The sequence below is a fragment of the Sabulicella glaciei genome, from assembly GCF_026183895.1.
GTDB lineage: Bacteria > Pseudomonadota > Alphaproteobacteria > Acetobacterales > Acetobacteraceae > Roseococcus > Roseococcus glaciei.
Genome location: NZ_JAPFQI010000004.1, coordinates 192,624 through 218,359 on the forward strand (window position 1 = coordinate 192,624; position 25,736 = coordinate 218,359).

20 protein-coding genes and 2 pseudogenes are annotated in these 25,736 nt (G+C 68.2%); 11 read left to right on the plus strand and 11 right to left on the minus strand.

Annotated features, from left to right (window positions below; all coding sequences use genetic code 11):
* Positions 1–26 precede the first annotated feature (26 nt).
* Complete coding sequence (locus OF850_RS08745; RefSeq protein WP_301589645.1) at positions 27–1,340, minus strand: aspartate aminotransferase family protein; 1,314 nt, start codon at positions 1,338–1,340, stop codon at positions 27–29.
* Positions 1,341–1,497: 157 nt separating this feature from the next.
* Here OF850_RS08745 and OF850_RS08750 point away from each other — a divergent pair, with 157 nt between their 5' ends.
* Positions 1,498–2,238 carry a GntR family transcriptional regulator gene (locus tag OF850_RS08750; RefSeq protein ID WP_301589646.1) on the plus strand — a complete coding sequence of 247 codons (741 nt, stop codon included), beginning with the start codon at positions 1,498–1,500 and terminating at the stop codon, positions 2,236–2,238.
* A 15-nt stretch (positions 2,239–2,253) separates the two neighbouring features.
* Here the strand turns inward: OF850_RS08750 and OF850_RS08755 are convergent, their stop codons facing one another.
* The 4 genes from OF850_RS08755 to OF850_RS08770 form a co-directional block, all read right to left on the minus strand.
* On the minus strand, positions 2,254–3,516 hold the full coding sequence (locus OF850_RS08755) for a hydantoinase/carbamoylase family amidase (RefSeq protein ID WP_301589647.1): 1,263 nt from the start codon (positions 3,514–3,516) through the stop codon (positions 2,254–2,256).
* Between the two features lie 358 nt (positions 3,517–3,874).
* Entirely contained in the window at positions 3,875–5,029 is a 1,155-nt protein-coding gene (locus tag OF850_RS08760; RefSeq protein ID WP_301589648.1) for a L,D-transpeptidase scaffold domain-containing protein, read from the minus strand.
* 870 nt (positions 5,030–5,899) lie between these two features.
* Positions 5,900–7,093, minus strand: coding sequence for an aminotransferase class V-fold PLP-dependent enzyme (locus tag OF850_RS08765; protein ID WP_301589649.1), 1,194 nt, complete (start codon positions 7,091–7,093; stop codon positions 5,900–5,902).
* Positions 7,090–8,049, minus strand: coding sequence for a Bug family tripartite tricarboxylate transporter substrate binding protein (locus OF850_RS08770; protein ID WP_301589650.1), 960 nt, complete (start codon positions 8,047–8,049; stop codon positions 7,090–7,092). Before OF850_RS08770 ends, OF850_RS08765 begins: the two co-directional genes overlap by 4 nt.
* 265 nt (positions 8,050–8,314) lie before the next feature.
* On the opposite strand from OF850_RS08770, the gene OF850_RS08775 reads away from it, so the two are divergent.
* The gene (locus tag OF850_RS08775; protein ID WP_301589651.1) at positions 8,315–8,953 is read left to right on the plus strand and encodes a hypothetical protein; all 639 of its coding nucleotides are present in this window, start codon (positions 8,315–8,317) and stop codon (positions 8,951–8,953) included.
* A 151-nt stretch (positions 8,954–9,104) separates the two neighbouring features.
* On the opposite strand, the gene OF850_RS08780 is transcribed toward OF850_RS08775, so the two are convergent.
* On the minus strand, positions 9,105–10,028 hold the full coding sequence (locus OF850_RS08780) for a YihY/virulence factor BrkB family protein (RefSeq protein WP_301589652.1): 924 nt from the start codon (positions 10,026–10,028) through the stop codon (positions 9,105–9,107).
* A gap of 1,070 nt (positions 10,029–11,098) precedes the next feature.
* On the opposite strand from OF850_RS08780, the gene OF850_RS08785 reads away from it, so the two are divergent.
* Genes OF850_RS08785 through OF850_RS08805 form a run of 5 tightly spaced genes read left to right on the plus strand, consistent with a single transcriptional unit; the run spans position 11,099 to position 17,604 of the window.
* The gene (locus OF850_RS08785) at positions 11,099–12,067 is read left to right on the plus strand and encodes a DUF294 nucleotidyltransferase-like domain-containing protein (RefSeq protein ID WP_301589653.1); all 969 of its coding nucleotides are present in this window, start codon (positions 11,099–11,101) and stop codon (positions 12,065–12,067) included.
* Between the two features lie 38 nt (positions 12,068–12,105).
* Positions 12,106–12,489 (plus strand): response regulator transcription factor, encoded by a 384-nt coding sequence (locus OF850_RS08790; RefSeq protein ID WP_301589654.1) that lies wholly within the window; start codon positions 12,106–12,108, stop codon positions 12,487–12,489.
* On the plus strand, positions 12,486–14,567 hold the full coding sequence (locus OF850_RS08795; RefSeq protein ID WP_301589655.1) for a 3'-5' exonuclease: 2,082 nt from the start codon (positions 12,486–12,488) through the stop codon (positions 14,565–14,567). The genes OF850_RS08790 and OF850_RS08795 overlap by 4 nt, the downstream gene beginning before the upstream one ends.
* Positions 14,564–14,812, plus strand: coding sequence for a hypothetical protein (locus OF850_RS08800; RefSeq protein WP_301589656.1), 249 nt, complete (start codon positions 14,564–14,566; stop codon positions 14,810–14,812). Before OF850_RS08795 ends, OF850_RS08800 begins: the two co-directional genes overlap by 4 nt.
* Positions 14,812–17,604: a sensor histidine kinase gene (locus OF850_RS08805; protein ID WP_301589657.1), complete on the plus strand. Its 2,793-nt coding sequence runs from the start codon at positions 14,812–14,814 to the stop codon at positions 17,602–17,604. The genes OF850_RS08800 and OF850_RS08805 overlap by 1 nt, the downstream gene beginning before the upstream one ends.
* Here OF850_RS08805 and OF850_RS08810 read toward each other — a convergent pair.
* The 5 genes and pseudogenes from OF850_RS08810 to OF850_RS08830 form a co-directional block, all read right to left on the minus strand.
* A complete protein-coding gene (locus tag OF850_RS08810; RefSeq protein ID WP_301589658.1) occupies positions 17,547–18,131 on the minus strand; it encodes a hypothetical protein in 585 nt (194 codons plus the stop codon). The genes OF850_RS08805 and OF850_RS08810 overlap by 58 nt on opposite strands.
* A gap of 93 nt (positions 18,132–18,224) precedes the next feature.
* The gene (locus OF850_RS08815) at positions 18,225–20,000 is read right to left on the minus strand and encodes a sodium:solute symporter family protein (RefSeq protein ID WP_301589659.1); all 1,776 of its coding nucleotides are present in this window, start codon (positions 19,998–20,000) and stop codon (positions 18,225–18,227) included.
* 16 nt (positions 20,001–20,016) lie between these two features.
* On the minus strand, positions 20,017–20,280 hold the full coding sequence (locus OF850_RS08820; protein ID WP_301589660.1) for a DUF4212 domain-containing protein: 264 nt from the start codon (positions 20,278–20,280) through the stop codon (positions 20,017–20,019).
* Between the two features lie 550 nt (positions 20,281–20,830).
* A pseudogene (locus OF850_RS08825) lies at positions 20,831–20,962 on the minus strand (integrase core domain-containing protein); the annotation flags it as partial.
* A gap of 43 nt (positions 20,963–21,005) precedes the next feature.
* A pseudogene (locus OF850_RS08830) lies at positions 21,006–21,350 on the minus strand (IS110 family transposase); the annotation flags it as partial.
* 814 nt (positions 21,351–22,164) lie between these two features.
* Here OF850_RS08830 and OF850_RS08835 point away from each other — a divergent pair.
* From OF850_RS08835 to OF850_RS08850, 4 genes are all read left to right on the plus strand, one after another.
* Positions 22,165–22,530, plus strand: coding sequence for a response regulator (locus OF850_RS08835; protein WP_301589661.1), 366 nt, complete (start codon positions 22,165–22,167; stop codon positions 22,528–22,530).
* Between the two features lie 200 nt (positions 22,531–22,730).
* Positions 22,731–23,081, plus strand: a complete 351-nt coding sequence (locus tag OF850_RS08840; RefSeq protein WP_301589662.1) for a hypothetical protein — start codon at positions 22,731–22,733, stop codon at positions 23,079–23,081.
* Positions 23,082–23,287: 206 nt separating this feature from the next.
* Positions 23,288–24,613, plus strand: a complete 1,326-nt coding sequence (locus tag OF850_RS08845; protein ID WP_301589663.1) for an AAA family ATPase — start codon at positions 23,288–23,290, stop codon at positions 24,611–24,613.
* A gap of 140 nt (positions 24,614–24,753) precedes the next feature.
* Positions 24,754–25,341: a 3'-5' exonuclease family protein gene (locus tag OF850_RS08850; RefSeq protein WP_301589664.1), complete on the plus strand. Its 588-nt coding sequence runs from the start codon at positions 24,754–24,756 to the stop codon at positions 25,339–25,341.
* The last annotated feature ends 395 nt before the right edge of the window (positions 25,342–25,736 follow it).

Genomic DNA, 25,736 nt, shown 5'->3' on the forward strand with positions numbered 1-25,736 from the left:
GCAGGCTCCTTCGTAGGTCGGGACGGTCAGGCGCGCGGCAGCAGGCCGGCGCGCGCCTCGGCGAAATCGGCCACGGCCGCGGCGAGGCGGTCCAGCTCCGCCTCGCCCACCGGCAGGCTGAGCGCGATCATGCCCCGCTTCGCGAGGTAGATGCCGCTGGCCAGCATGTCGAAGAAGAACAGCTCCCTAAGCGCCTCCTCCTCGGGCGTGGGCGGCGCGGGACGCTCGATCGGGCCAGCGCGGAACTGCGCCGTCGCCATGGAGCCGATGCCGGTGAAATGCATCACCGTGCCAGCGCGGGCGAGGATGTCGTTCAGCCGCGCGCGCATCGCCTCGCCGCGATCGAAGAGCGTCTCCGCCGCCTCGGCGGTGAAGATCTTGCCGAGGGCGACGTTGCCGGCCGCCATGGACAGCACGTTGTTGTTGAAGGTGCCCGCATGGGCGATCCGGCCGTCGAACAGCCCCATGATCTCGCCGCGGCCGCCAAAGGCACCAAAGGACATCCCGCCGGCCATGTACTTGCCGAGCGTGGTCATGTCGGGGGTGACTCCCAGCCGCTGCTGCAGGCCGCCCCCGCTCATGCGGGAGGTCATCACCTCGTCGAAGATCAGCACGGCGCCCACCTCGGCCGTCGCCTTTCGCAGCGCGGCGAGGAATTCGAGCCGTGCCGGGATGCAGCCGCCGCTGCCCAGCATCGGCTCGACGATCACGGCGGCCAGCCGGTCCGCATTCTCGCGGATCACGGAAACGGCACCTTCGATGTCGTTGTAGTCGGCCATGACGAAGGGGAACGGCACGGTGGCCGGGTTGGTGCCGGAGAGCGGAAAGAGCAGCACGCCCCCGTGGTACCCGCCCCGGAAAGCCATCACCGTGTCCCGGCCGGTGAAGGCGCGGGCGGCGGTCAGCGCCATCAGGTTCGCCTCGGTCCCGCTATTCGTGAAGCGGACGAGTTCCACGGACGGAAACCGGCCGCAGACGAGGCTGGCAAGCGAGGTTTCCGCCTCGCCCACGGCGGCGAGGTTGATGCCGCGCCCCAGGGCCGCTCGCACGGCGTCATGGATGCGCTTCTCCGAATGGCCAAAGAGCCCGGCCGTGTACTCGCCGCAAAGGTCGAGATAGTCGCGCCCGTCGATGTCCCGCAGGTAGCAGCCTTCGCCGCTCTCCATCGCGGTGGGGAAAGGCGAGTAGACCAGCACGGTCCGTGTGTTGCCGCCGGGCATGACCTGGCGTGCGCGCTCGTGCAGGGCGCGGCTGGCCGGCCGCGCAGCGACGTAGGCCTCGCGGGCTTCGGCCACTGCCGAGGCGAGGTCGCTGTTGCGAAGCTGGACAGCGGCGCTCACGGGCAGGCGGTTCCGGCTGCGAAGGAAAGGGGCATGGATGAACCTCCGGCATTCGTTCACAACCGCCCTTGCCGCTTCGTCGCGGCGGGCCGGCATCCACAGGATGGCGTCCAAGGCTAGACTGCAATCCCATCAGCGTGCGAAATGTGATCACACAATGCCCGAGGCTGCCAACAGCTTTTTTCCGCAGGATGGAGAGGAAGGCCTTCCGCTCGAGGAGATGGCTTATCGCCGGCTGAGGGAGGCCCTGGTCACTGGCGCCATCCTGCCGGGGGACCGACTGTCCATTCGCGCGGTGGCTGCCGCCTTCTCGGTCAGCGCCATGCCGGTCCGCACCGCGCTGCGGCGGCTTGCGGCGGAGCAGGCGCTGGATCTGCTGCCATCCGGCACCGCCGTGGTGCCCCGCCTGACACGCGCGGGCTTCACCGAATTGAGCGCGATCCGCGCCAAGCTGGAGCCCATGGCGGTGAGCCTCGCCGCGCCGCATCTTGGCGAGCCTCACTGGAAAGCGCTCGCGCCCCTTGTCGCCGCGCATGACGCGGCGCGCGCGGCGGGCGACGCGGCGGTGGCCCAGGCGGCCGATCGGGACTTCCTGTTCGGGATCTACCGCTCCGCGCAGGCTCCGCTGCTGCTCGGCCTGATCGAGACTCTTTGGCTCCGGCGCGGACCGCTGTTCCGCTCGGTGCGGATCACCGTGACGGCGGCAGGCGGCCTCCGGCACAGCCATGGTGCGATGCTGGAGGCGCTGCGCCGCGGGATGGGCGACGAAGCCGCCGAGCTGCTGCGTGTCGAGATCGAGGACGCGACGCGCGCCATCCTTGCGACGGTGCGCTTCGAAGGCGATGACACGGCGGCGGAGAGGCTTGCCTGGATCGGAAAGCCTGGCCGCCGGCGCTGAGGAAGGGCGTCCTCCTCAACTATTCGCCGCGCGCATCGCCGCGCCGCCCAGGACCCTGGTGCCGAGCACGAAGTCCGCCTCCGTCATGCTCTCGCGCGGATTGTGGCTGCCATTCGCGTTGCGGACCAGCATCACCGAGGCCGGGATACCGGCTTGGTGGAACATCGCCGCATCGTGACCCACCGTCGCGAGGTGCAGGGCGCCCGGGCCAACCGCCTTCGCGGAATCCTCGACCATTGCGATGAGTGCGGGATCGAGGCGCGAGGGGGCCGAGCCGAAACGCGGTCCCATCTCGAACCGGACGCCGCGGCGCTGTGTGATGCTGTCGAGGAGGCGCGCCAGCAGGGCGTCGGCCTGCGCGATGACTTCCTCCCGGATCGAACCTACGTTGAAGCTGAAGCGGACCTCGCCGGGGACCTTGGTCATGGCGTGTGCGGCCGGGTCGGTTCCGAACTTGCCCATAGTGAAGACGCAGGACGGGTCGCTCTTTTCCGCTTCCTCCCAGAAGCGCTCGAACTCCAGCGCCAGCTCCGCTACGGCCAGCACGGCATCGTGACGATAGGCGCGCGGCAGCGCGGCGGAGTGGCCGTATTCGCCGAAGCAGCGCGCATCGGGATAGCGGATGTTGCCGCGAATATCGGTCGCGATGGCGACCGGGAGGTTCCTGGCGGTGAGCAGCGGGCCCTGTTCGATGTGCAGTTCGAAGAAGCCGGCCACGGTGTCGCGCGAGATGGGCATGACCGGCGCGGACGCATAACCCAGGTTGTCCAGGTGCTCCTGAAGCGGCCTGCCGGTGTCGATGCGAGGCAAGCCACCTAATTCTGCGAGGGTGGAGTGCCCCAGCATCAGGCGGCTGCCGACATAGGCGGTGCCGAACCAGGGGCTCTCCTCGCCGCGCATCGCGACGGCGCGGATGGTGCGGCGCTGGCCGCCGTCGCGAAGCGCCGCAGCAGCGGTTGCGATGCTCGCCATCACCCCTGCCAGGCCGTCGTAGTTTCCGCCGCCCGGGACCGAATCCAGGTGCGAGCCGGTCATGATCGCCTTGACCGAGGGGTCGGTGCCGGGCACGACACCGTGCAGGTTGCCGAACCGGTCCGGCTGCAGTTCGAGGCCGAGGCCCTGGGCAAAATGGGACACCTTTTCGGCCGCGATCTGCTCGCCCTCGCCGTAACAGGCCCGCGTGATGCCTGCTTCCGCCGTGCCCGTCAGGCGGCCGATCTCCTCCATCACGGTCCAGGCCTGGGCCGCGATGTTTCCCAGTGTCCGGTCGAAGCTCATGCTGCTGGCCTTCCTGTTCGGCAACGCTGTGTCAGCTTCCCTTTCCTCCGGCGTGCCAGCAAGGCGGGTGCCGTCGAAGCGGGCTGGGCGGCCTGCATCGAGCGAACCTTCGCAGCCACGCTTTCTTTCCGAACTCGCGCGCGAGGCAACGTGGTGGGCACGGACCGGGGCCGGCCGATCTGGGACGCGGCGTGCACGGACATCCGACTCGTTTTCTCCCTCAGGTGCCGTGCGCGGTCGGCCCCGGAGGTCCAGCGGGAGCGGTCGAGGTATCTTTCGCGCCTTGCCCCGCAAGGGCAGGCACCGCGCATCCATCCCGGACTCATGCGAGGCCCGGAATCGCTCGCAGTCTCCGTCGTCAGGCTTCGGTGCTTGAGCGTTCGCCCGAGGGACGCCTCCGCAGCTGTTCCCAGATCCGTGCGTCGCGATTGTAGAAATCCGGTCGGAACTGGGTTGTTCCCTCGGTGTCCGCGAAAGCGGTCTGGTACACGATGAAGACCGGCATCGGCGTCGGGACGGCGCGTCGGGTGGTCACGCCCGTCCCGATCACCTCATCGATCTCGTCGAGGGTCTGCTCCATCAGCAGGGCCGCGAATGCGCGTGGATTCTCGACCCGGATGCATCCGAAGCTCAGGCGGCGATTGTCGCGGCTGAAGAGATACTTGGCCGGAGTGTCGTGCAGGTAGACGTCGAAGCGGTTCGGCATATCGAGCATGATGAAGCCGACCCCGGCGTTGGGACCCGGGCGCTGCTCCACCTCGCCATTGGGCAGCATGACCATGTTGTTCCTCGCCAGGTAGTCCGGCTCACGCTGAATTCTCGGCAGGAGTTCCGCCACGACGATGTCCCGCGGGACGATCCAGGGCGGGTTGAAGAAACTTCCCTCGATCAAGGCACGGAATTCTGGGCTTTGGCGGTTCTCGGCATCGTTGCCGACCACGACCCGCGTGGTGAAGACGGGCTTGTGGTCGCGGTAAAAGGTCAGCCTCTGGTCGGCGACATTCACCCAGACTCGGTCCGGCGGCAGTGAGCGGGGAAGCCAGCGCTGGCGTTCGAGGTTCACCTCGATAGCGCGCGAACGGGTCCTGTTGGCCTGCTCACTGGCGGCGTTCGGGCCATGCCGTTGCAGGGCTTGGCGCAGCGCCGAGTAGGTCGGCGTCGCCGGAGCCAGCGCCTCAAGCACCGCCACGGGGTCGGGGCTGTCCGTGGCCGCGTCGAGCACGTCGGCCACGTCGACCGCTTCTGGCGCCAGATCCTCTCCAGGTCGTCTGCGTTCGACCGGAACGGCGCCATGGGCCAATGCATCCGCGTAGGAAAGGAATGCATGCGAGAGCAACAAATCGCGGTCGAGGGACGGAAGATCCGAGGCGCGCCGCAGAACGGTGGCGTGGAATAATTCAGGGTCCAGGCCGTGCCCGCCAGACCGCAGCACCACTGCCATCAGCGACTCCGCCTGCGCCTCGCGGGTCCTCCAGACTGGCGCGAAGCCATGGCGCGCGTAGAAGCGCCGCAACAAGCCCGTGTTCAGGCTTTCCCCAGCAACAGCGAGTCTGGGCCCGGCGTCTCTCAGCCTGCTGAGTTCGGCATGGGCTGGCCGCGTCGCGATCGGAACCGGCTCAGGAGCGGGGCTGGTGCTGCATGCGGTGAGGCCGCACGCGGCAGCGAGCGCAAAGGATCCGCCGGAGATGGCGGTACGTCTCGACACGCCAGGACCAACCAAAGCCAAGCGCTGGTGTTGACCAAGTCCGGGGCTGCGCCCCGGTGTACGAACGAAAAGCATTCCGCGACCTCTGATGACTTAGCCAGGAAAGTAAAGTTTGACTGGCTGCGGATCGTTGCCGTTCAATTCCGATCGTGTCTACGAGTCGATGCAAGGAGAAGCAAATGCTCACTGAATCCGAAGGGTTGGCTCGCCGCGGCGTGGCCCGATTTGCCCCCGTGGCTGCCGTGGTCCTCGCGACCGCGATGCTCGCGGCCTGTGCCCAGGATCCGCCGCCGCCGGCTCCGACCACGACCTACGTGGCCCCGGCTCCGGCTCCGGCTCCGGCCCCCGTCTCGGTTCCCCGGGCGCGCGGGTAATCGCTGGGCGCGCTGCGGCGCGCCGTCCGGTCTGCCCGGCTCGCTGCAACCTTTCAGCGAGCCGGGCAGACCTATTGGCCCACCGAAGCGCTGCTGCGGCGTGCTTCATCCCAGTGGCTCGCGATCCCGGTCCTGCAGGGAAGTCATCGGCAGGGGGCGATGCCCTCCTCCTCACAGGCGCCATGAGGCCTGATCTGTTCCCGACATCGCTCCCTGCGTCGTGACTTCGACGTCCTGCTGCGCAATGGAGCGCCTATGGCGGTCCTGTCGGTCGCGGGGTGCGAGGCAATCATCGGGATCGGGCCTATTCCGCCGCCGACGCAACGTCCTCCTGCCGCAGCCAGTTGGAGCAGGCCTCCGCGGCGCGGGCGATCTCCGTCTCATCGGTGTAGGCATGAACCGAGAGGCGTAGCCCGCCCTTGCGATAGGAGCAGCGCACACCATGAGCGGCGAGATGGGCGTGCAGCGCCGCCGCACCGCCACCCGGCACGTTGGCCGCGACGATGTGCGTGCGAAGGTGCTCGGGCACGCGGACGACGCGCAGCCCGGCCTCGTCGAGCGCATCGGCAAGGCAGGCTGAGAGCGCCAGCGCGCGCGCCTCGATCGCCTCCGGACCCGTGGCAAGGAGGAGACGCAGGCATTCGCGCATGGCGACGCCGCCGGTGAAGCCGGGATAGCCCACATCGAAGCGACGCGCCCCGGCGGCGGGACGGTCCTCCACACCAGGCGAGAAATCCTCGTGCCCGCCCTCTTGCCGCACGCCGAACCGGGCCAGGAACGGCGGATCAAGCCGCTCCGCCAGTTCGCGCCGGACATAAAGGAAGCCGAAGCCGAACAGGCCGCACAGTGCCTTCTGCCCTCCCACAGAGAGGGCATCCACGCCCTCCGCACGCAGGTCGTGGCGCAGCACGCCGACCGACTGCGCGCCATCCACGTGCAGCAACGCGCCCGCGGGGCGGATCGCCTCGGACACGGCGCGCAGATCGGCGCGGCATCCCGGCGTGAAGGAAGCAGCAGAGACGGTGACGACGCGGGTCTTGCCGGGCCGCATCGCGTCGCCGATCGCTTCCACCGGGAGGGCGTGGTCGGGCCGGATGGGCACCTCCACGACCGAGACGCCCCGGCGGCGGAGGTTGAGCCAGGGAAGCAGGTTGTTCGGGTGCTCGAAACCCGTGCACAGCACCACCTCGTCGCCCGGCCGCCAGTCCACCGCATTGGCGAAGGTGTTCACGCCCTCCGAGACATTCTTAGTGATCGCGATCTCGTCCGCCTCCACGCCGACGAGGCGGCCGAAGAGTTCGCGCGCCTCCTCCGCGATCTCGATCAGGCGAGACTTCTCCGCGACGCCGCGCACCGTCTCCTCCAGATGGGCCAGCAGCGCGGCGTGCGCTGCACCCGGGAGCAGCCCCTTGTGCGCCGTGTCGAGATAGGCACCGCGATCGGCCGCAAGGCCGGAAAAGGCGGCGCGAAACGTGGCGAGGGGCTCCGCGCCGCTCACGACACGCGCACCCCAGCCGCCCGCACCACCTCGCCCCACCGCTGAATCTCGTCGGCCAGCATGGCCTGGAAGGCGGCGGGGTCGAGCGGGGAGGGGGTGACGCCCGCCGCCTGCAGCCGCGTCGCGACTGGACCGGTGCCCAGCGCGGCGACGGCCGCCCGGTGCAGCGCCGCCACGGCCGGCGCCGGCGTGCGCGCCGGGGCGAGCAGGCCGAACCAGTGAGCCCCCCGCAGGTGTGGCAGGCCAAGCTCGGCGGTGGTGGGAACGTCCGGGAACTCAGGGACGCGCTGCTCCGACAGCACGCAAAGGGCGCGCAGCGCGCCGGTCCGCAGATGCGCCGCAGTGCCGGCGGTGTTGGTGAAAAGCGCGTCGGCGTGGCCGGCGAGGAGGTCGGTCACGGCTGGCCCGGTGCCGCGATAGGGAACGATGTTGAGCTGCACTCGCCCGGCGATCTGCAGAAGCTCCGCCGCGAGATGCGTGCCGGTGCCATTGCCCGCCGTGGCGAAGACCACTTGGCCAGGCCGCGACCGCGCCGTTCCGAGCAGCCCGGCCATGTCGCGGTGCGGCCCGTCGCCGCGCACGAACAGCATGACCGGCGCACGGCCCAGCAGGGCAACGGCCTCGAAATCCTCGAGCGCGCGATAGGGCAGGCTGGGGAAGGCCGTGGCGCTGATGGCGTGGGGCCAGTCCACGAGCAGGATGGTGTGCCCGTCGGGCGACGACTTGGCCACGAGGTCCGCGCCGATCGTGCCGCCCGCGCCGGCGCGATTCTCCACGACCACGGTCCCGCCCAGGGCCGGTGCCATCGCCTCCGCGACGGAGCGACCCACGACGTCCGACCCGCCACCGGGCGCGTAGGGCACGATCATCCGCACCGGCCGCGTGGGAAAGGCGGGCTGCGCCTGCGCCGCGACGGGAAGCGCAGCGCTGAGCGCGAAAAGGGTGCGGCGGTGCATTCAGGGGGCTCCTCAGTCTGGGGCAGTTCAACGCAGACGGAGCGGGACGGCAAGGACACTCACGCCGGCGCGAACCAATGGGAGAGGGCCGACCTGCGTACACCCTGCGTTGGCAATCCCTTCGTGTGCGGCCCGCCCGTCAAGCATGCCATCCTATTGGCTGCTGTGCCGTTGATGGTGATCAGGCAATGGCGTGTGGGCCAGAGGAGAGCCGCGCCGGGCCGACGCACTGCCACCTTGAAGCCGCAAGGAACACGATCGGATCATGTCAACCAATTCCGAACAGCGTCTCTTCGATGCCCTGGCCACCATCACGCGTGCCTTCGCCGATGGCGGCGTTCCAACGATGCTTGGAGCCGATGCAGCAGGGAACGATGCGGCGGACGGGTCCTCGCCTGCCATCGCGGTCATGGATGACGAAGCGCGGGAGGTGCTGGGCGAGGCGGCGCTAGCGGTCGCCTTTGGCGCCTTCGCCTCGCGCGGCGGTGATGGTGGGACGATCCAGACGCTGATCGCCTCCCTGGGCCTGATGGCCATCCTGGCGGGAGAGGACCCGGACCCGCCGGCGGAGATCATGGGAATCGCCGCCGGGGATGACCAAGTCGAGGCTGAGATCGATCGGGCCGGCGAGGCGCTTGATGACACCCACGGTCCTGACGCTTCCGCAGAGGAGGTGGTCGGCGCGCTTGAGGCACGCATCCTGGGCACAGCCATCACCCTGGCGGGCTGCACCCTTCCCGACGGCGTGAAGGGTCAGCACGCGGTACGGTTGCGCGCCGCGCGCTGCTTGGTCCGCCTCGCCACGGGGTTGATCGCCATGAACGTCGCCAGCGCTGCGGAGTCAGGGGCGACAGCGGCAGACGCGGGCCTGCTGGATCCTTCGAGCGGAAACTCCGGCGGGTGAGCTGACTCGGAGACGGCGTCTCAGCGTCCCGTTTGCGCGAGCCCTTTGCGTCAGCAGACGTGGCCATCGACGGCGCGGAGTTCCGGCTCGACGCCACGGCCTCATCGCCGCCGTCGGCACGGTTGCAGATGCAAGGACCCGAAGAGCGGTTCTACGCCCGATTGCCTGGTGCACGAGCAGGTTCGACCGGATCTTGCCGCTGGCTGCCCTCCAGCCCTGCCCAGGCTCGCGTCAACTCCGCGCCGAGCAGGAAGATCTGGGCGGAGTAGTAGACCCAGAGCAGAACGACCACGAGCGCGCCGGCCGCGCCGTAGCTCCGCGCCAGACCGCTGCCTCCGATGTACCAGCCGATCAATGTTTTTCCGAGAGTGAAGAGGAAAGCCGTGGCCACCGCGCCCGCTATCACGTCCCTCCATTGCAGTCGCCGGTCGGGCAGGATCTTGTAGATGGCAGCGAAGAGCGCCGTAGTGAGTGCAAAGGAGATCGCGAAGCCCAGCCACTGCAGCGGGAGGGAGAGGCCAGGGAGGCGCCCCCGGGCCCAGGCTTCCACTGCGGCCACGGCAGCACTTGCCAGCAGCGAAACCAGCAGCAGGAACCCTGTGGCGGCGACGAGCCCGATGCTGAGCAGCCTGGCCCTAACGAGATAAGAGATTGAGACGGCGTTGGGCGCGGCCTTCCAGATGACGTTCAGTGCCGCCTGGATCTCGGCGAAGACCCCGCTGGCAGTCAGCAGGAGCAGGCCCAGGCTGAGAAGCGCTGGCAGGCCGCCGCCACGGCCGCCAGAATCCACGCCCCTGACCATCCCTTGTACGGCTGCTGCCCCCTCTTCCCCGACGAGCGCGTGCAGCTGGGCCGTCACGGCGTCCCAGACGGCGGTCTCGGCGAAGATGGTGCTCGCGATTGCGACCGCGACGACCAGGAGGGGGGCAATCGAGAAGAGCGTGTAGCAGGCGATGGCTGCACCGCGTGTCATCGCCTCATCTTCGATGAATCCCTCAACCGTGGCCTTTGCCAGCGCCCAGATCCGAGTCAACAGCATCGCCGTCCTTTGTGCCTCCTTGACCATGGTGCCCATGTCGGGGCGGGCAGCCTCACCTTGCTGCAACGCAGGGCGGTGAACGCGGGCGGACGCCATCCTGATATCGCGTGCCAAGTCCGCGGGCTTGCCCTGCCTCGCGTCGCGCGCTTCGAGCGGCGAGGCCTGGGGGCGGGCGAGGGGGCCGGGCCGACCGTCACGCAGAGTGTGTTGATCGGGAGCTTCATCTCGCTCGCCGGGGTGAGCCCCTACGCGTCCTCGGGGGTAAGCGACACCTTTAATGCACTGCGCCGCCCTGCGGCGCAGCTCGAGACGTGCACAGGCCGGATCTCGCGCTCCCCTGCGGTCGCGCCGACGCAGGCTTCGGCCGGGGCTCCCAGAATTGTAAGGGGAAGTCGCGCCGCCATGGCGCGGCAAAAGGCGGTCAATTGCGAGTGCCCACTTCCGATCAGCACGGTTCCGTCGTCCTCATCCTTCCCGATGAAGGAAGCGGCCCCATGGCCGGCCCGCTCTGCTACACCCAAGTCGGTGTCGATGCTTTCCGGTGGCACCGAAGGGGACCGGGGCGGGAGGGCGTGGTTCATGCCCACCAGCATATTCCCAGCTCTCCGCAGAAGCGGAATGGTAGCGTCCCGCGCGAATGCGGCCGCCAAGCAAGGTGCTCAAGCGCCGTGACACCGTCGCGTCCTTCGTTCCGGCGCCGATTCAAGGCCGAGCGAGCATCCGAGCGCCTTCAATCAGTGAAATTGGAATCTAAAAGAGGGGTACACGGAGGAAAGCGTGCATGCGACATGACAGGTTCTGATCGAACCTGAAGGACGTCTCGTGCGGCTTGCCGCATTGCACGTCGCGGGTCGTCGGCGCTGCGGGCGCACTCTTCCTCGGCAGTGGGCAATGCTGGCTCCACTTTTGCGAGTCCAGCCCGCACGGCGCGGCGCGCCGGCCGGGCATCGGGATCGCGGCCTCGACCCCGCTGCTGGCCGTCGCCGGACGGCGAGACCATGCTAGGCTCGCCCGGGTGACCATCGGGAGGCGCAGCCATCGCCGCCGCTACGCAGATCTTAGGCCCCGCCGCTACACTCGATGAGCTGAAGGCAGCCGTCGCAAAGGTGCCGGACGCCATGCGCCGCATGCTGGCCGAAGGGCGCGGCCCGCGCGCAATCGGCCACGCGGTGTCGGATGTCGCGGACTGCGTCACCGCCCGGCTGCTCGAGGCGGCGGAGTGTGAGCTCGGTCCGCCACCCGTGCCGTATGCCTGGCTTGCCGCCGGATCGCAGGGCAGGCGCGAGCTGACAGCCGGATCGGACCAGGACAATGGCCTGCTGCTGGATGACGCCTTCGAGGAAAGCCGGCACCGCGTCTACTTCGCCGCGCTCGGCGCCCATGTCTGCCACGGCCTGCACGCCTGCGGATATGTCCATTGTCCCGGGGAGATGATGGCGATGACCGAGCGCTGGTGCCAACCGCTCTCGGTCTGGCGCCGCTACTTCAGCGAATGGATCGAACAGCCCGAGCCGAAGGCACTGATGCTGTCCTCCGTGTTCTTCGATTTCCGCGCGATCGCCGGGGGCGACCCGCTATTCGGCCAGCTGCACGACTTCGTGCTGGAGAAGACCCGGCGGAACACGATCTTCCTGGCTCACCTCGCGCGGAACGCGATGAGCCGTACGCCGCCCATCGGTTTCTTCCGGAATTTCGTGATGGCGCGCGGTGGCGAGCATCCGGGCACGATGGACCTCAAGATCCGCGGCGTGACTCCGATCGTCGAGATGTCGCGCGTGCATGCGCTCTCGGTCGGGATCGTCGCAGTGAACACTTTCGACCGGCTGGAGGAGCTGGGCGCGCGGGGCGCGGTGAGCCCGGGCGGCGCACGGGGACTGCTGGAGGCGCTGGACCTGATCGGCTCGATCCGGCTGCGCCACCAGGTGAGGATGGCCAGCGAGGGCCTGAGGCCCGATAATCACATCCGCCTCGATGAGCTCTCGGCCAACGAGCGGAAGCGACTGCGCGCCGCCTTCGTCCTGGTGCGGACCATGCAATCCGCGATGGAAGCGAAATACCGGCACGGCTTCATGTAACTTGCCCGGAAGCCGAGCAAGGGAGGAGACAAAAGCAGATGGGCCAGAGAATCCTGGTCGCGGACGACGAGCCGAGCATCCTGCTTTCGCTGCAGGTGCTGCTGCGGAAGGCGGGCTACGAGGTGCGCGTGGCACGAAACGGCGAGGAGGTGCTTCAGGCGGTCGAGGACGCGTGCCCTGATCTCATCATCCTCGACGCCATGATGCCAGCCCGCAGCGGCTACGATGTCTGCCAGGAGCTTCGGCGGCAGGACCGCTGGCGCGACGTGCCGATCATCATGCTGACCGCCAAGGGCCGCGAGGTGGAGCGCGAGAAGGGCCTTGCCCTGGGGGCGAGCGACTACGTCACCAAACCTTTCTCCACTCGGGAGCTGGTCGAAACGGTCCGCCGCCGGCTCGGCGGGCCGACGCCCTCCCCATGACGCCGGGCCGTGGTCGGCTTGCCAGGGCATTCCTGCTGCTAGGCGCTTCGGGCGGCGCGCTGGCGGTGCTTGCCGTGCTTGCCTTCGGCCGGACCATCCCCGGGACCGCGGCGGCGCTCGCGGCCGGCCTGGTCATCGCCGCCCTCCTCGCCGCCTGGAAGCTGGTGGACGCGATGCTGCTGCGCCGCCTTGGCTCCCTTGCCGCAGAGGCGCGTCTCGTCGCTCACGGGACGGCCGAGAGCCGCATCCCGCCCGAGCGCTACGCGGCCCTCGCTCCCCTGCCCGAGGCGGTGAACGAGCTGGGCGAGAAGCTGGTCCAGGCTGGACAGCGCGTGGAGGAAGCGGTGGCGCAGTCCACCCTGCGCGTCGAGGAGCAGAAGGGTCGGCTCGCCGCGATCCTGAACGACCTGCATGACGGCGTGGTGGTCTGCAACCTCGAGCACCAGATCCTGCTCTACAACCGCGGTACCCTCGCGCTGCTCGGACTGCGCGGCGGGCTTGGCCTCGGTCGGAACCTGCTGCAGCTCGTGATGCCGGATCCTGTCCTGCACGCGCTGGAACGGCTGCGCCGGCCTCAGGCCCAGGACATCCCAGGCGCCGAGGAGCGGCACGCCCAGGTGCTGACCGCGCCGGCGCACGGCGAGGCACTGCTTCGCGGCCGCATGGGGCTGGTGGTGACGGGCGAGCAGGTCACCGGCTATGTGCTCACCCTCTCCGATGCGACGGCCGAACTCGGGACGCTCGGACGTTGCGACGCGCTTCTGCGCGACGCGACGGAGGGGCTGCGACAGCCCGTAGCCAACCTGCGCGCGGCCGCCGAGACACTCGCCGACACGCCGGAGCTTCCACCCGAGAGCCGGGCCGAGTTCGAGCGCATCATCCTCGAACAGGCGGAGGCACTCTCCGCCCGGCTGGAGACGGTCGCCAACGAATATCGCGGAATCGCCGGCCGCCTCTGGCCGATGGCGGATCTCGACATGGCCGACCTGGCCACGCTGGTGGCGTTCCGCGCGGCGCGCGGCGGTCGTGTTGTCACGGCTGCGACGGAGCACGTGTCCCTGCACGGCGACAGGCACAGCCTGGTGCTGCTGTTCGGCCACTTGGTCGACCGCGCCGGCCAGGAATTCGGAGTGCGGGACTTCGAGATCCGCGCCGAGCCCGGCACGTCACGAACGTATCTCGACCTCTCCTGGTCAGGCCCGGTGGTGCCGGCGGACGTGCTCGCCGCCTGGTCTGAGGACCGCCTGGAAGGCGCCCTGGACGGCCTCACTCTCGGCGATGTCCTGCAGCGCCATCACAGCGATCTTTGGAGCGAGGCCTTCGGCGAAGGCCGTGCGCGCCTGCGCATGCCGCTGGCGCCCGGGGCCAGCCCGCTTCCCGCCGCTGCGGCACCCGCCCTGGCGGGCGCGCGGCCCGAATTCTTCGACTTCGACCTGCTGCACCAGCCGCTGGCAACCGGTGCGCTCGGCCGCACTCCGCTCGACAAGCTAGGCTTCGTGGTGTTCGATACGGAAACGACGGGCCTCAACCCCTCCGGCGGCGATGCGCTGATCTCGATCGGCGGGGTGCGGGTCCTGAACGGCCGCATCCTGACGGGCGAAACCTTCGACGCGCTGGTCAACCCGAAGCGCCCGATCCCCGCCGCCTCCATCCGGTTCCATGGCATCACCGACGAGATGGTGCGCGAGAGCCCGCCGCTGGAGGAGGTTCTGCCGACTTTCAAGGCATTCGTCGACGAAGCGGTGCTGGTGGCTCACAACGCCGCCTTCGACATGAAATTCCTCCGCATGTCGGAGAAGCGCGCCGGCGTTCGCTTCGACAACCCGGTGCTCGACACCATGGTCCTGTCCCGCTACCTGCAGGGTGACGATGGCGCCCACGCGCTGGATGCGCTCGCGGCGCGGCTCGGCGTCCCCATACAGGGACGCCACTCCGCCCTCGGCGACGCCATGGCGACGGCCGGCATCTTCCTGCGGCTGGTTGCCATGCTGAAGGAGCGCGGCATCGTCACGTTGGACGACGCGATCCGCCGGTCGAATATGGAGGTCGAGCTGCGCGCAAGGGGGCACGTGTTTTGAGTCGCCAGGGCGGGGGTCATGACCGGCTCGTCGCGCTCTGCCTGCTGGCCGTCGTGCTGTTCAGTCCCTGGCTCCTGCGGATCTTCGGCGGCAGCGCCGGGAGCGGCGCGATCTGGCCGCCGCTGTACCTTTATCTCTTCGTGGCCTGGGCCGCGGTGATTCTGTTGCTCGCGCTGCACACCGAGCGACGCGGCCGTCGGCGGCGGCGCGAGGCGCAGGCGCCGGACGCGCGGGATGCGACCTGATGCCGGCCTGGGCGCTGGTCGCGATCGCGCTGGCCTACCTGCTGCTGCTCTTCGCCATCGCCTGGTGGGGCGACCGACATGCGCGCGGCGCGGCGCGCGGGCTGGTCGGCAGCCCAACCGTCTACGCGCTTTCGCTCGCGGTGTTCTGCACCACCTGGACCTTCTACGGGAGTGTCGGCCGCGCCGCCTCGATCGGACTCGGCTTCCTGCCGATCTATCTCGGTCCGACGCTGGCGATGATCCTCGGCATGCTGCTGCTGCGCAAAATCGTCTTGGTGGCGCGAACGCAGCGCATCGCCTCGATCGCCGACTTTATTGCCGCGCGGTACGGGCGCAGCCACGCGCTCGGCGGCCTGGTCGCTGCGCTCGCAGTGATCGTCATCATTCCCTACATCGCGCTGCAGCTGAAAGCGGTTTCGGTCAGCTTCGAGTTGCTGACCGGATTGGGCCAGGGCACGGAGGGGAAAGCGCGCCCATTTCTGCTCGACACCGCGTTCCACACCACGCTGCTGATGGCGGCCTTCACCATCCTGTTCGGCGCGCGCCAGATGGATGCAGCCGAGCACCATCCGGGCGTGGTGATCGCGGTCGCCTTCGAATCCGTCGTCAAGTTGGCTGCATTCCTCGCGCTCGGCACCTTTGTCGTGTTCGGCCTGTTCGAAGGGCCGGGCGACCTCTTCGCGCAGGCCCGCGCTCTGCCCGAGATGGCCCGGCTGCTCACGGCCGATCCCCTGCTTGAGGACGGCAGCTGGATTACCGCGACGGTCCTGGCCCTGCTCGCCATCATCTGCCTGCCGAGGCAGTTCCAGATGCTGGTCGTCGAGAACACGGACGAGCGCCACCTGCCGAGGGCCATGTGGCTCTTTCCCCTCTACCTGCTGCTGATCAACATCTTCGTGCTGCCGGTTGCCCTGGCTGGGCTGGTCCTGCTGCCTGACCCGGCGACGGATCGTGACATGGTTGTGCTGGCGCTGCCGCTGGTGCAGGGGTGGACCTGGCTCGCGGTGTTGGTCTTCATCGGCGGGCTCTCCGCGGCGGCCGGCATGATCGTTGTGGAGACCATCGCGCTCAGCACCATGGTGTCGAACAACCTGGTGATCCCGACCGTGCTGCGCCGGCGGCTCGCCGTGCTCGCCCCAGAGCAGGGCGGCTCGCCGCGGTTGCCGGTGCTGGCGATCCGGCGCGTGGCCATCGTGGTGATCCTGCTGCTGGGCTACGCCTACTTCCGTCTGGCTGGCGAGGCTTACGCGCTGGTGGCGATCGGGCTGATCTCCTTCGCGGGCGTCGCGCAGTTCGCCCCAGCCCTCGTCGGCGGGCTGTTCTGGGCCGGCGCGACACGGCGCGGCGCCATCATGGGTCTGATGGGGGGCGCGCTGGTCTGGGGCTACACGCTGCTGCTTCCGTCCTTCGCCCGGTCGGGCTGGCTGCCGCAGGGCTTCCTGGTCGACGGCCCCTGGGGAGTCGAGCTGCTGCGCCCCTATGCGCTGCTCGGGCTGGAGGGGCTGGACCCGCTGACCCATTCGCTTTTCTGGAGCGCCCTTGCCAATATCGGGCTCTTCGTCGGGGTCTCCCTTTTCGACCGCGCCGGCCGGACCGAGCGCGCCCAGGCGATTCCCTTCGTGGAGGCTCTGCATCTTGGCGAGCCGCCCCGCGCACGCGGTGGCCGGACAGGCACGGGCCTCGCGGCCGGCGAGCTGACGCGCCTCCTTCGCCGCCTACTCGGCCGCGAGCGCGCCCGGGCCGCGCTTACGGAGCATGCAGCTTCCCGGGGCATCGTGCTGGACCCCGATGAGCCCGCCGATGGGGAGCTGGTGCTCTTCGCCGAACGCCTTCTCACGGGCGTCATCGGCGCCACCTCGGCGCGCGTCGCGCTGACGTCCCTCTCGCAAGGCGGCGCCATGGACCCGGCGGAGTTGCTGCGCATGCTCGATGAGGCCTCCGAGGTCATTGAGTACAGCAGGAGGCTCGAGCAGAAATCCGCCGAGCTGGAGCAGGCCTCCGCCGCGTTGCGTGCCGCGAACGAGCGACTGCGGGAGCTCGACCGGCTGAAGGACGACTTCCTGTCGACGGTCACGCACGAGTTGCGCACGCCGCTCACCGCTGTGCGCTCCTTTGCCGAGATCCTCTACGACGATCCCGATCTCGACTTGGCGCAGCGACAGGAATTCCTTGCCCTGGTTATCAGGGAGAGCGAACGGCTGACCCGCCTGATCAACCAACTGCTTGATATGGCAAAGATCGAGGCGGGGGCGGTCGACTGGCAAGTCACGCGCGTGGACCTGCGCGCGGTGGTGGAGGAGGCGGTCGCCTCCACCGGGCAGATCTTCCGCGACAACGGCGTCGTGGTCGCCACGCGGCTGCCGCCCGAGGTGCCGCCCGTGCAGGGCGACCATGACCGCCTGATGCAGGTGCTGGTGAACCTGCTCGCCAACGCGGCCAAGTTCGCGCCCGCGAGAACCGGCCGCGTGGAGGTGACGCTCGACGTCGGCCTGGATTGGATCGAGTTGGCGGTGCGCGATAACGGGCGGGGGATCCCGGCCGGTGACTTGGAAGCGATCTTCGACAAGTTCCGCCAGTCCGGCGAGGTGATGACAGACCGCCCCGCCGGAACGGGTCTCGGCCTCAGCATCTGCCGCCGCATCGTGGAACACGTGGGCGGTCGCATCTGGGCCGAAAGCCGCCCAGGCGAGGGCGCCACCTTCCGTGTCCGGTTGCCAGTCGCCGCTCCGGCGGCTCAGGATCGGCCGGGCGGCGTTCCGTTGTCGGGCATGCCTGGCGCGGCTGAGGGCTGAAGCGGCAGCGGCGCGCTGCAGACCGCGCGCAGCAGCGCGTCGCCGGATTCGAGCCGGACCCAGTCGAGCCCGGCTGGCCGCCCCTCCGCGTCCAGCACTAGGGTGCGCGGCGCATCGGCGCGCCGCGATGCGGCGCAATCGAAGAACTGCATGGTGGTAAGCGTCGGCATGTAGCGGGCCACGAGATGGACCTCAGTGAGCCGCAGCCCCGGCACCCGCTCGTTCCAGCGGATCGCGCGCGGATCGATCGCCGCGAAGCGCTCGACCCTGGGGAGCAGGTAGGTCCAAGGCTGCATGGTCGTCCCGCTGGTCGAGGCCGCCGCGACGGTCATCGGCGAGGGAAGCGCTGCCGCGGTGCGGCGGAACCAAGTGTAGTCGCTCCAGACATGGAAGCCGAACATCGCCGCGCCAGCCGAGGCGGGAAGCAACCAGCGCGGCGCGCGGCGGCCGGACACGCGAAAGCAAAGCATCAGCAGGGCCGCCGCGCAGATGCCGAGCAGGAGGCTGCCGAGAAGGTGAAAGATCATTGGTGTCCGGACCGTGTCCGGCGGCGCACCCGATCAGCGCGCCGCCGCTTCATGGGCGACCAAGGACAGGGCGCCTCCCTGCCCTTGGCTGCGTCAATGCTCCACCGCGGCTCCTGCACCGCGCGGGATGCGGATGCTCTCGACCATCCGTTGGATCTCCGCCGGTGGCGCCTGCGTCACGCGGGAAACCGCGTAGGCGACTCCGAAATTCAGCAGCGCCCCGATGGTACCGACAGAGGTCGGCGAGATGCCGAATACCCAGTACGCGGCCGTGTCCGGGAACTGGTTCGTGCCGGGGATGAAGAACCAACCCTTGTAGACGAAGATGTAAATCGTGGTGAACAACAGACCGGCCAGCATCCCCGCGACAGCGCCCGAGTTGTTGATGCGCTTCGAGAAGATGCCCATCATCAGCACAGGGAAGATCGTCGCGGCCGCTAGGCCGAAGGCGAGTGCCACCGTCTGCGCCGCGAAGCCTGGCGGATTAAGTCCGAGCCAAGTCGCCAGCGCGATCGCCGCTGCCATGGAGATGCGCGCGGCGAGCAGTTCGCCACGCTCCGAGATGTCCGGTTTCAACGCTCCTTTGATGAGGTCGTGCGAGATGGCCGAGGAGATGGCCAGAAGCAGACCCGCAGCAGTGGAGAGCGCCGCGGCAAGACCGCCGGCAGCGACCAGCGCGATCACCCACCCCGGCAGGTTCGCGATCTCCGGGTTCGCCAGCACGAGGATGTCGGCGTTCACCGTCAGTTCGTTGCCCTGCCACCCCTGCTGCCGCGCCTGATCGGCGAAGGCAGGGTTGCGGTCGTTGTAGTACTGGATCCGGCCGTCATTGTTCCTGTCCTCGAAGCGAAGCAGGCCGGTGGTCTCCCAGGTGCGCATCCAGTCGGGCCGCTGCTCGTACACCAGGGCCCCGTTGGGGGCGCCGGCCCCGCCGGGCCAGACGGTGTTGATGAGGTTGAGCCGCGCCATGGCGCCGACGGCGGGCGCCGTCAGGTAGAGCAGCGCGATGAAGACCAGCGCCCACCCGGCTGACCAGCGCGCGTCCGAAACCTTGGGCACGGTGAAGAACCGGATGATGACGTGCGGCAGGCCCGCCGTGCCGATCATCAGCGACATGGTGAACAGCACCATGTTCAGCGTGCTGTCGCGATGCGCCGTGTAAGCGCCGAAGCCGAGATCCGTCACCACCTGGTCGAGCCGCTGCAGGATCGGCACGCCCTCCTGTACCGTGTCGGAGAACAGGCCGAGCGGCGGTAGCGGGTTTCCGGTCAGCTGCAGCGAGATGAAGATGGCGGGGATCGTATAGGCGGTGATCAGCACGCAGTACTGCGCCACCTGCGTGTAGGTGATCCCCTTCATGCCGCCGAGCACGGCATAGGCGAACACCACCGCCGAGCCGATGAAGAGGCCTGTGGTGGTCGAGACCTGCAGGAAGCGCGCGAAGGTCACGCCGACGCCGGTCATCTGCCCGATCACATACGTGACGGAGATCACGACGAGGCAAACCACCCCGACGAGCCGTGCGGTCTGCGAATAGAAACGATCGCCAATAAAGTCTGGCACGGTGAACTTGCCGAACTTTCGGAGATAGGGCGCGAGCAGCATGGCCAGCAGCACGTACCCGCCGGTCCAGCCCATCAGGTAAGTGGAGTTGTCGTAGCCGACGAAGGCGATCAGCCCAGCCATGGAGATGAAGGATGCTGCGGACATCCAGTCCGCCGCCGTCGCCATGCCGTTCGTGACCGGCGGCACGCCACCGCCCGCCGTGTAGAACTCGCCCGTCGTGCCAGCTCGGGCCCAAACGGCGATTCCGAGATAGAGCGCGAAGCTCGCGCCGACGACTAGATAAATTAAGGTTTGCTGGTCCATGGCGCCGCCCTCCGCTTCAATTCTCTTCGACGCCGAACCGACGGTCGATCCTGTTCATTCGCCAAGCGTAATAGAAGATCAGCGCCAGGAATATTAAGATCGAGCCCTGCTGCGCGAACCAGAAGCCGACATCAGTGCCACCGATGCGAATGCCAGATAGGAGCGGGCGGAGGAGTATGCCGAAGCCAAAGGAGGCCAGAAACCATATGATGAGACAATTCCGGACCAGCCGCAGATTGGCCTTCCAGTAGTCGCTCGCTGATGCCGAGTTCTCGCTCATGGGCGCTCCTCCGTCAGGTGAATCGCGATGCTCTCGGCAGCCTCCGGCAAAGCGCTGCCGATCCGGCCACGCTTTCCCAGGGGTTGTCGGACCCTGCAGAGGACGCCGCGCTCGGTAATCCTCGCCACCTCCGACCAACATCGGGCGGGGCCGCAGTTGCGTGCCAAGCCCATCATGCCAATCCGCTGGCAACGCTTACCGCATAGTTAGTGTCATAGAGTGCGGGGTCGCACGTCAACCATCATCCTGCGCGTGCAACGCAGCCGCATCCACTGCCGAGCTGATCGTTCCATCGCCTCGGCAAAGGAGCACGACACTATGATCACGATCTGGTCAGCAGGTCCGGAAGCCATTGATTCGGCAGATTCAGCCTGAATGGCGGGCGGCCATGACATGACCTTCATGCCGTTGAGCGCACCTTTGGTCCGCCCCGGGTATTTCGACCGGTATTATGAGAGGAGCCCGGCTAGGTGGTCCTGCCCCCAACTCTGGTCCGGGGTCTACGCAAGTGCTCGGGCTGATGGTCCTGCCCCGAACTCTGGTCCGGGGTCTACGCAAGTCCTCGGGCGGGTTGAGCTTGGTTGGCGAAGGCTGCCGGGGTCAAGTTTCCCAGTGCCGAGTGTGGTCGTTCCTCGTTGTAGTGGCACCTCCATTCCTCGATGCGCTGCCGGGCGCCGGCGTGCCCCAAGCAGGGTCCGCTGTTCCTGGCTCCCGGCGCTTTTCACATGCACAGCCTTGAACCAGCCGGTCCGGGCAATCTGGGCGATGCCGCGGGCGTCGTGCCGGTCGGTCTTGACCGTCATCGCCGACAAGGCCGCCTTGACCTGCCGCGCCTCCATGCAGACCACGGGAAAGCCGGCATCTGTCAGCGCCACCGCAAGCCACTCCGACAGGGCGCCCGCCTCGAGACCCACTCGTTCGAAGGCGAGGCCACTATCCCTGAGGAATGCAATCACCGCCTGCGGTTCGCTGAGCGCCTTGCCCTCTCGCAGCACCTTGCCGTCCGCCGCAACGATGCAGATCGACGTCATCTCCAAGGAGGCGGCCAGACCAACGTAGTAGCCCATCATGACCTCCTGATGCCTGCAGCCCCATCGGCCCGCAGCATCAGTCTGGTCCCTTGACCGGCAGAAACGTCAGGTCCCAGCTCCGCGAGCCGAATACCCCATCTCGTCCGGGTAGCGCTTCTGATTCATGGCACCTTCCCCCTCCTCAGGGGTTCAGCGTGCCCGAAAAACTTGCGCGCCGGTCGGATCAGTTTCAGGAGTCAGGGCCAGGTAGCGAATGATGTAGTTGATGCCAGCATAAGTTGCATTCTACTCTCCCATATCGTCATCCTTATGGGGGACCTTATGCAGTTTTGCCAGGCGTTTGCCTTCACGCTTCTCGTGACAATCCTTTGGTCTGACGACGCTGTCGCGCAGTCGCGCCCCATTCAGCAGCAAGGCAACTGCACCCAGGCTGCGCCCTGCACCGGGCCGCAGGGCGGGGTCTATTTCTTCACGCCTGATGGACGGCGTAGCTATCTGCCACGCTCCTCAGCGCCCGCCGTAAAGGTTCAGGAGAACTGCACGAGGGCAGCTCCCTGTGTCGGACCAAAGGGTGGGCGCTTCTACATCTCTCCCGAGGGCACCCGCCGCTACACGTCTCGAAACTGAGGGGCTCTGAGGGACAAGCCCCTCCCCGTGTCTGACCACCCCACTCCCAATCAAGTGACCTTTGGCGCGGGGGCCTCGGTGACCACAGAAGACGTCCGAGCGGGGCCCAATCCGCCAAAGAAACAATTCAGTGCAACTTATGAGGGAGGATGCACTTGCAACAGCTATCTTCGCATCGTTTCATGGCTGCGGAGTAAAGTTTGTCAAGGTATAGGAAGGCTAGCGCATGGATGACGGTCAAGTCTCCCAATGGCGCAACTTTGACCTAGAGAGCGGAGCCGCCAGACCTGCACAGGGTCGCCTCATCGGGCAGGGCTTCTCCGTGCTCGGCCCCTTTCTCCATGCTCCGGAAGCGATAGTGGAGCTGCAACAAGGCTCGCCGACCGCTGCGCTCATCGATGCCGACATCGCCCACAAGCGGGGTCATGGCGACTTGCTGACCGAACTAGCGCAGCGGAAGGTGCCGACCGTACTGACAACGGACGAGCGGATAGAGTCCACGCGACTGCGCTTCCCGGATTGGCCCCTAGTCGCCAAGCCCTTTGCGCCGCGCCATGTCGAAGAGATCGTGCTTCACCTTCTGGCGGCATAGGTGGCCCGCGTGCTCATGCCGCGGGCGTGTAGAGACACGATTCTGTCGTCGAAGCCTGGAGAGCGGCGCCGGGACTTTGGCGATCACCTGCGGGTCGAAGGTCGCTAGCTGGTCGGGCTCCGGCCTTTCACGCGAGGAGGCAACGCAGTCATCAGGCTGATGTGTGATTAAGTAATGTTCCTAGCCAAGAAAAATGCCGCGTGAGGTTGAAAATCAGGCTTGAGTCGACGGAGGTTGAGGAGACGAAACCAAGGAAATCCCTGATGCCCTCGTCATCTTCTTCACTTCCGCCCTCCCTCCCGCTGCTGCTGACGGTGCCGGATACGGCTCGTCTGATGAGTGTTGCGGAAACCTCGGTGCGTGAGTTCGTCTACGCGACGGAACTCGATGGTCGTTGGATTGGGACCCGCATTCTGGTCACCTCGGAGAGCGTGGTCGACTTCATCGCGCGGCAGCCTCGCGTGGGCCACACCCCCTCCGACGAGCACCTCTTCGAGCCTCGCCCGGCCAGCACGCCCAAGAAGCGCTCGGTTCAGACCCGCTCAGACTAATCCCCGACCCAGCCCACCACCCCGAGCGGTCGCCCGCGGCGTCGCCCCACTCCCCCGACCCGCCCCCGCACCAAGCGGTGAGGCTGTGCCTAGGCGGGGGCCGCAGGACTATCGGCCCCCGCCTCAGCCTCCCTCTGCACGGCTTGGGCCCGGCGGGAGAGTGGGCCCGACGCCTGGTCGCGGATCTCCAAGCCTACCGCGCCGGAATGCTGCCCTGGCTCGAGATCGACCGCGGCGCCGTGCTCGTGGGCCCGCCGGGCACCGGCAAGACCAGCCTGGCGCGCGCCGTCGCCGCCTCAGCCGGCCTCCCGCTGGTCGCCAGTTCGCTGCAGCAATGGCAGGGCGCCCGGGACGGCCATCTCGGCACCCTGCTTGGTGCGATGCAAGCGACGTTCACCCAGGCCCGCCGAGCGGCACCGTCCATCCTGCTGATCGACGAGATCGACAGCTTCACGGCTCGCACGGAGCTGCCTGCCCATCACCGCGATTACTCCACGCAAGTGGTCAACGGGCTGCTCGAGCTGCTGGATGGGGCGCTGTCGCGCGAGGGCGTCGTCGTGCTCGGCACTTGCAACGACGCCACCCACCTCGATCCGGCGATCCTCCGGCCCGGCCGTCTCGAGCGCCTGTTGGCGGTGCCGCTGCCGGACCACGCCGGCCTGGTGGCGCTGCTGCGCCAGGCGGCCGCCCCGCTGCACTTCGCGCCCGAGGAGGTGGAGGCGCTGGCGGTCGCTGCGCTCGGGCGCCGTGCCACCGGAGCCGCCGTGGAGCTCTGGGCCCGCGACGCCCGGCGCCGCGCCCGGGCCGAGCGGCGGCCCTTGGCCGTGGCCGACTTTCAGGCGGCGATCGGGCCGCCGCCACCGCCTTGGCCGGAGGACGATCTGCTCCGGATCGCCCTGCACGAGGCTGGCCACGCCGTGGTGGCCGCAGTGCTGGAGCCGGACCTGCTCGGCGACACGCGGCTCGCGCGTGAGCCGGCGGAACTGGGCGACGAGGGTGTCCGGGGCTTCGTCGCCTGGCGGCTGGACGACGCGCTGGCCCAGCCTCTCGTGCTCACGTCCCCTCGGCTGCGTCGCTTGCTTGCGATCAAGCTCGGGGGTCGCGCCGCCGAGGCCCTGGCGCTGGGCGAAGTCTCAGCCGGGGCGGGTGGCGGCGAGGGCTCGGACCTCGCCCTCGCGACCGCGACCACGGCGCGGGCTGTGATGATGGACGGTTTGGGCACGCCGTCCCGCGGACACGAACTCGTCTGGCTGGGTCGGCACGGCCGCCGCGAGATGATCGACGCGCTGCGCAGTGATCCCGCGCTGTGGCAAGTCGTTGCTGCGGAACTCCACGTGGCCCATGCCCTGGCCCTCGACACGCTCGCGCCCCACCAGACTGCCTTGCAGCACCTGGCTCAACAACTTCGCGAGAAGGGGCGGCTTTCCGCCGAGGACGTCCAGCGGGCGATCGCGACACCGGGCCGGGGAGGGGGGGAGCGCCAGACCATCCCCCCTGCCAGTGCCGCTGCCGGGGGCGCCTTGGAGGAGTAGGCGCCTTGGCGTTGGACCGACACGGCCCAAGCATTTCAGCCACGGCGGACGTGCCAAGCCTCCGCTGAGTGGCATCGTGCCGCAAACACGACGCTCGCCGCACGGCTCCGGCGGGTCCGCGCTGGTGGGAGGAGCAAGACATGGGCAAGCCCGTTTGCTGCATCGATCTCGAGGCGACTTCGCTGTCCGAGGCAAGCGTGCCGATCGAGCTGGGCTGGGCGGCGGAAACGGACGAAAGCGGACGCTGCCTGATCCGCCCAGCGCCAGACTGGACGGATTGGGACGAGCGATCCGCGGCGGTGCACGGGATCGGGCGCGCGGAGCTGGAGGCGGGCCTTCCCGTTGCTGAGGTGGCCGCGATCCTGCGGCGGCTCGCGCGACGCTACGTGCTGCTGTCCGATGCGCCGCTGATGGACGGACACTGGATCGCGCGGCTGTTCGAGAGCGAGACGCCGGAAGGCGTCATGCCGGAGCGTGGGCCGCGGCTGCTCGATGCGGCCGAGGCGGCGTGGACGGAGGCCAGCCGCCTCTTGTCGCTCGATCCGTCCTGCTTTGCGCCCGGCGAGGCGGAGCGGCTGCGGCAACAGCTGATCGCGGGTCGCATCTGGCGCCTGCGCGACGACGACAGCGTGCGCCACCGTGCCTTGCCCGACGCCGAGCGGCTAATGCGGGCCCATCTGTGGCTCGCCAAGCGAGTCCAGCAGATCATCCAAGAGGTCGCCTCCTAGCAGCGATCCAGCGGCAATATGACTTGCCGTGGTGAAGGGGGAATCCGGGATGAGGCGGAAGACGGCGCATTACCGATCCACATGCCAAAGAACAAAGTCCTGCTATGGCGCTTAAACTGTGAGTTGGGACGCCAGGAGTCCCAACCAGACCAGCCGGAACCGCAGGAAATCGGCAGCTTACAGCGTGGCGCAGAGGCGTTGTGTCACATCAGTGTGTACCATTTTGTGCCTCCGATCGAGCCCCTTCTTCGCGATGGACTTTGGTCGTGTCCCGTGACGTTCTCTAATTGCTGCCGTCAAGCGTCGAACGTGTGATCGACCACGCCGGGCTCATGGTTCTCTTCGTGGTCGGCGGTTGCCGCCACACCATGGCCTTGGGTGGGTCTGGGCGGGCC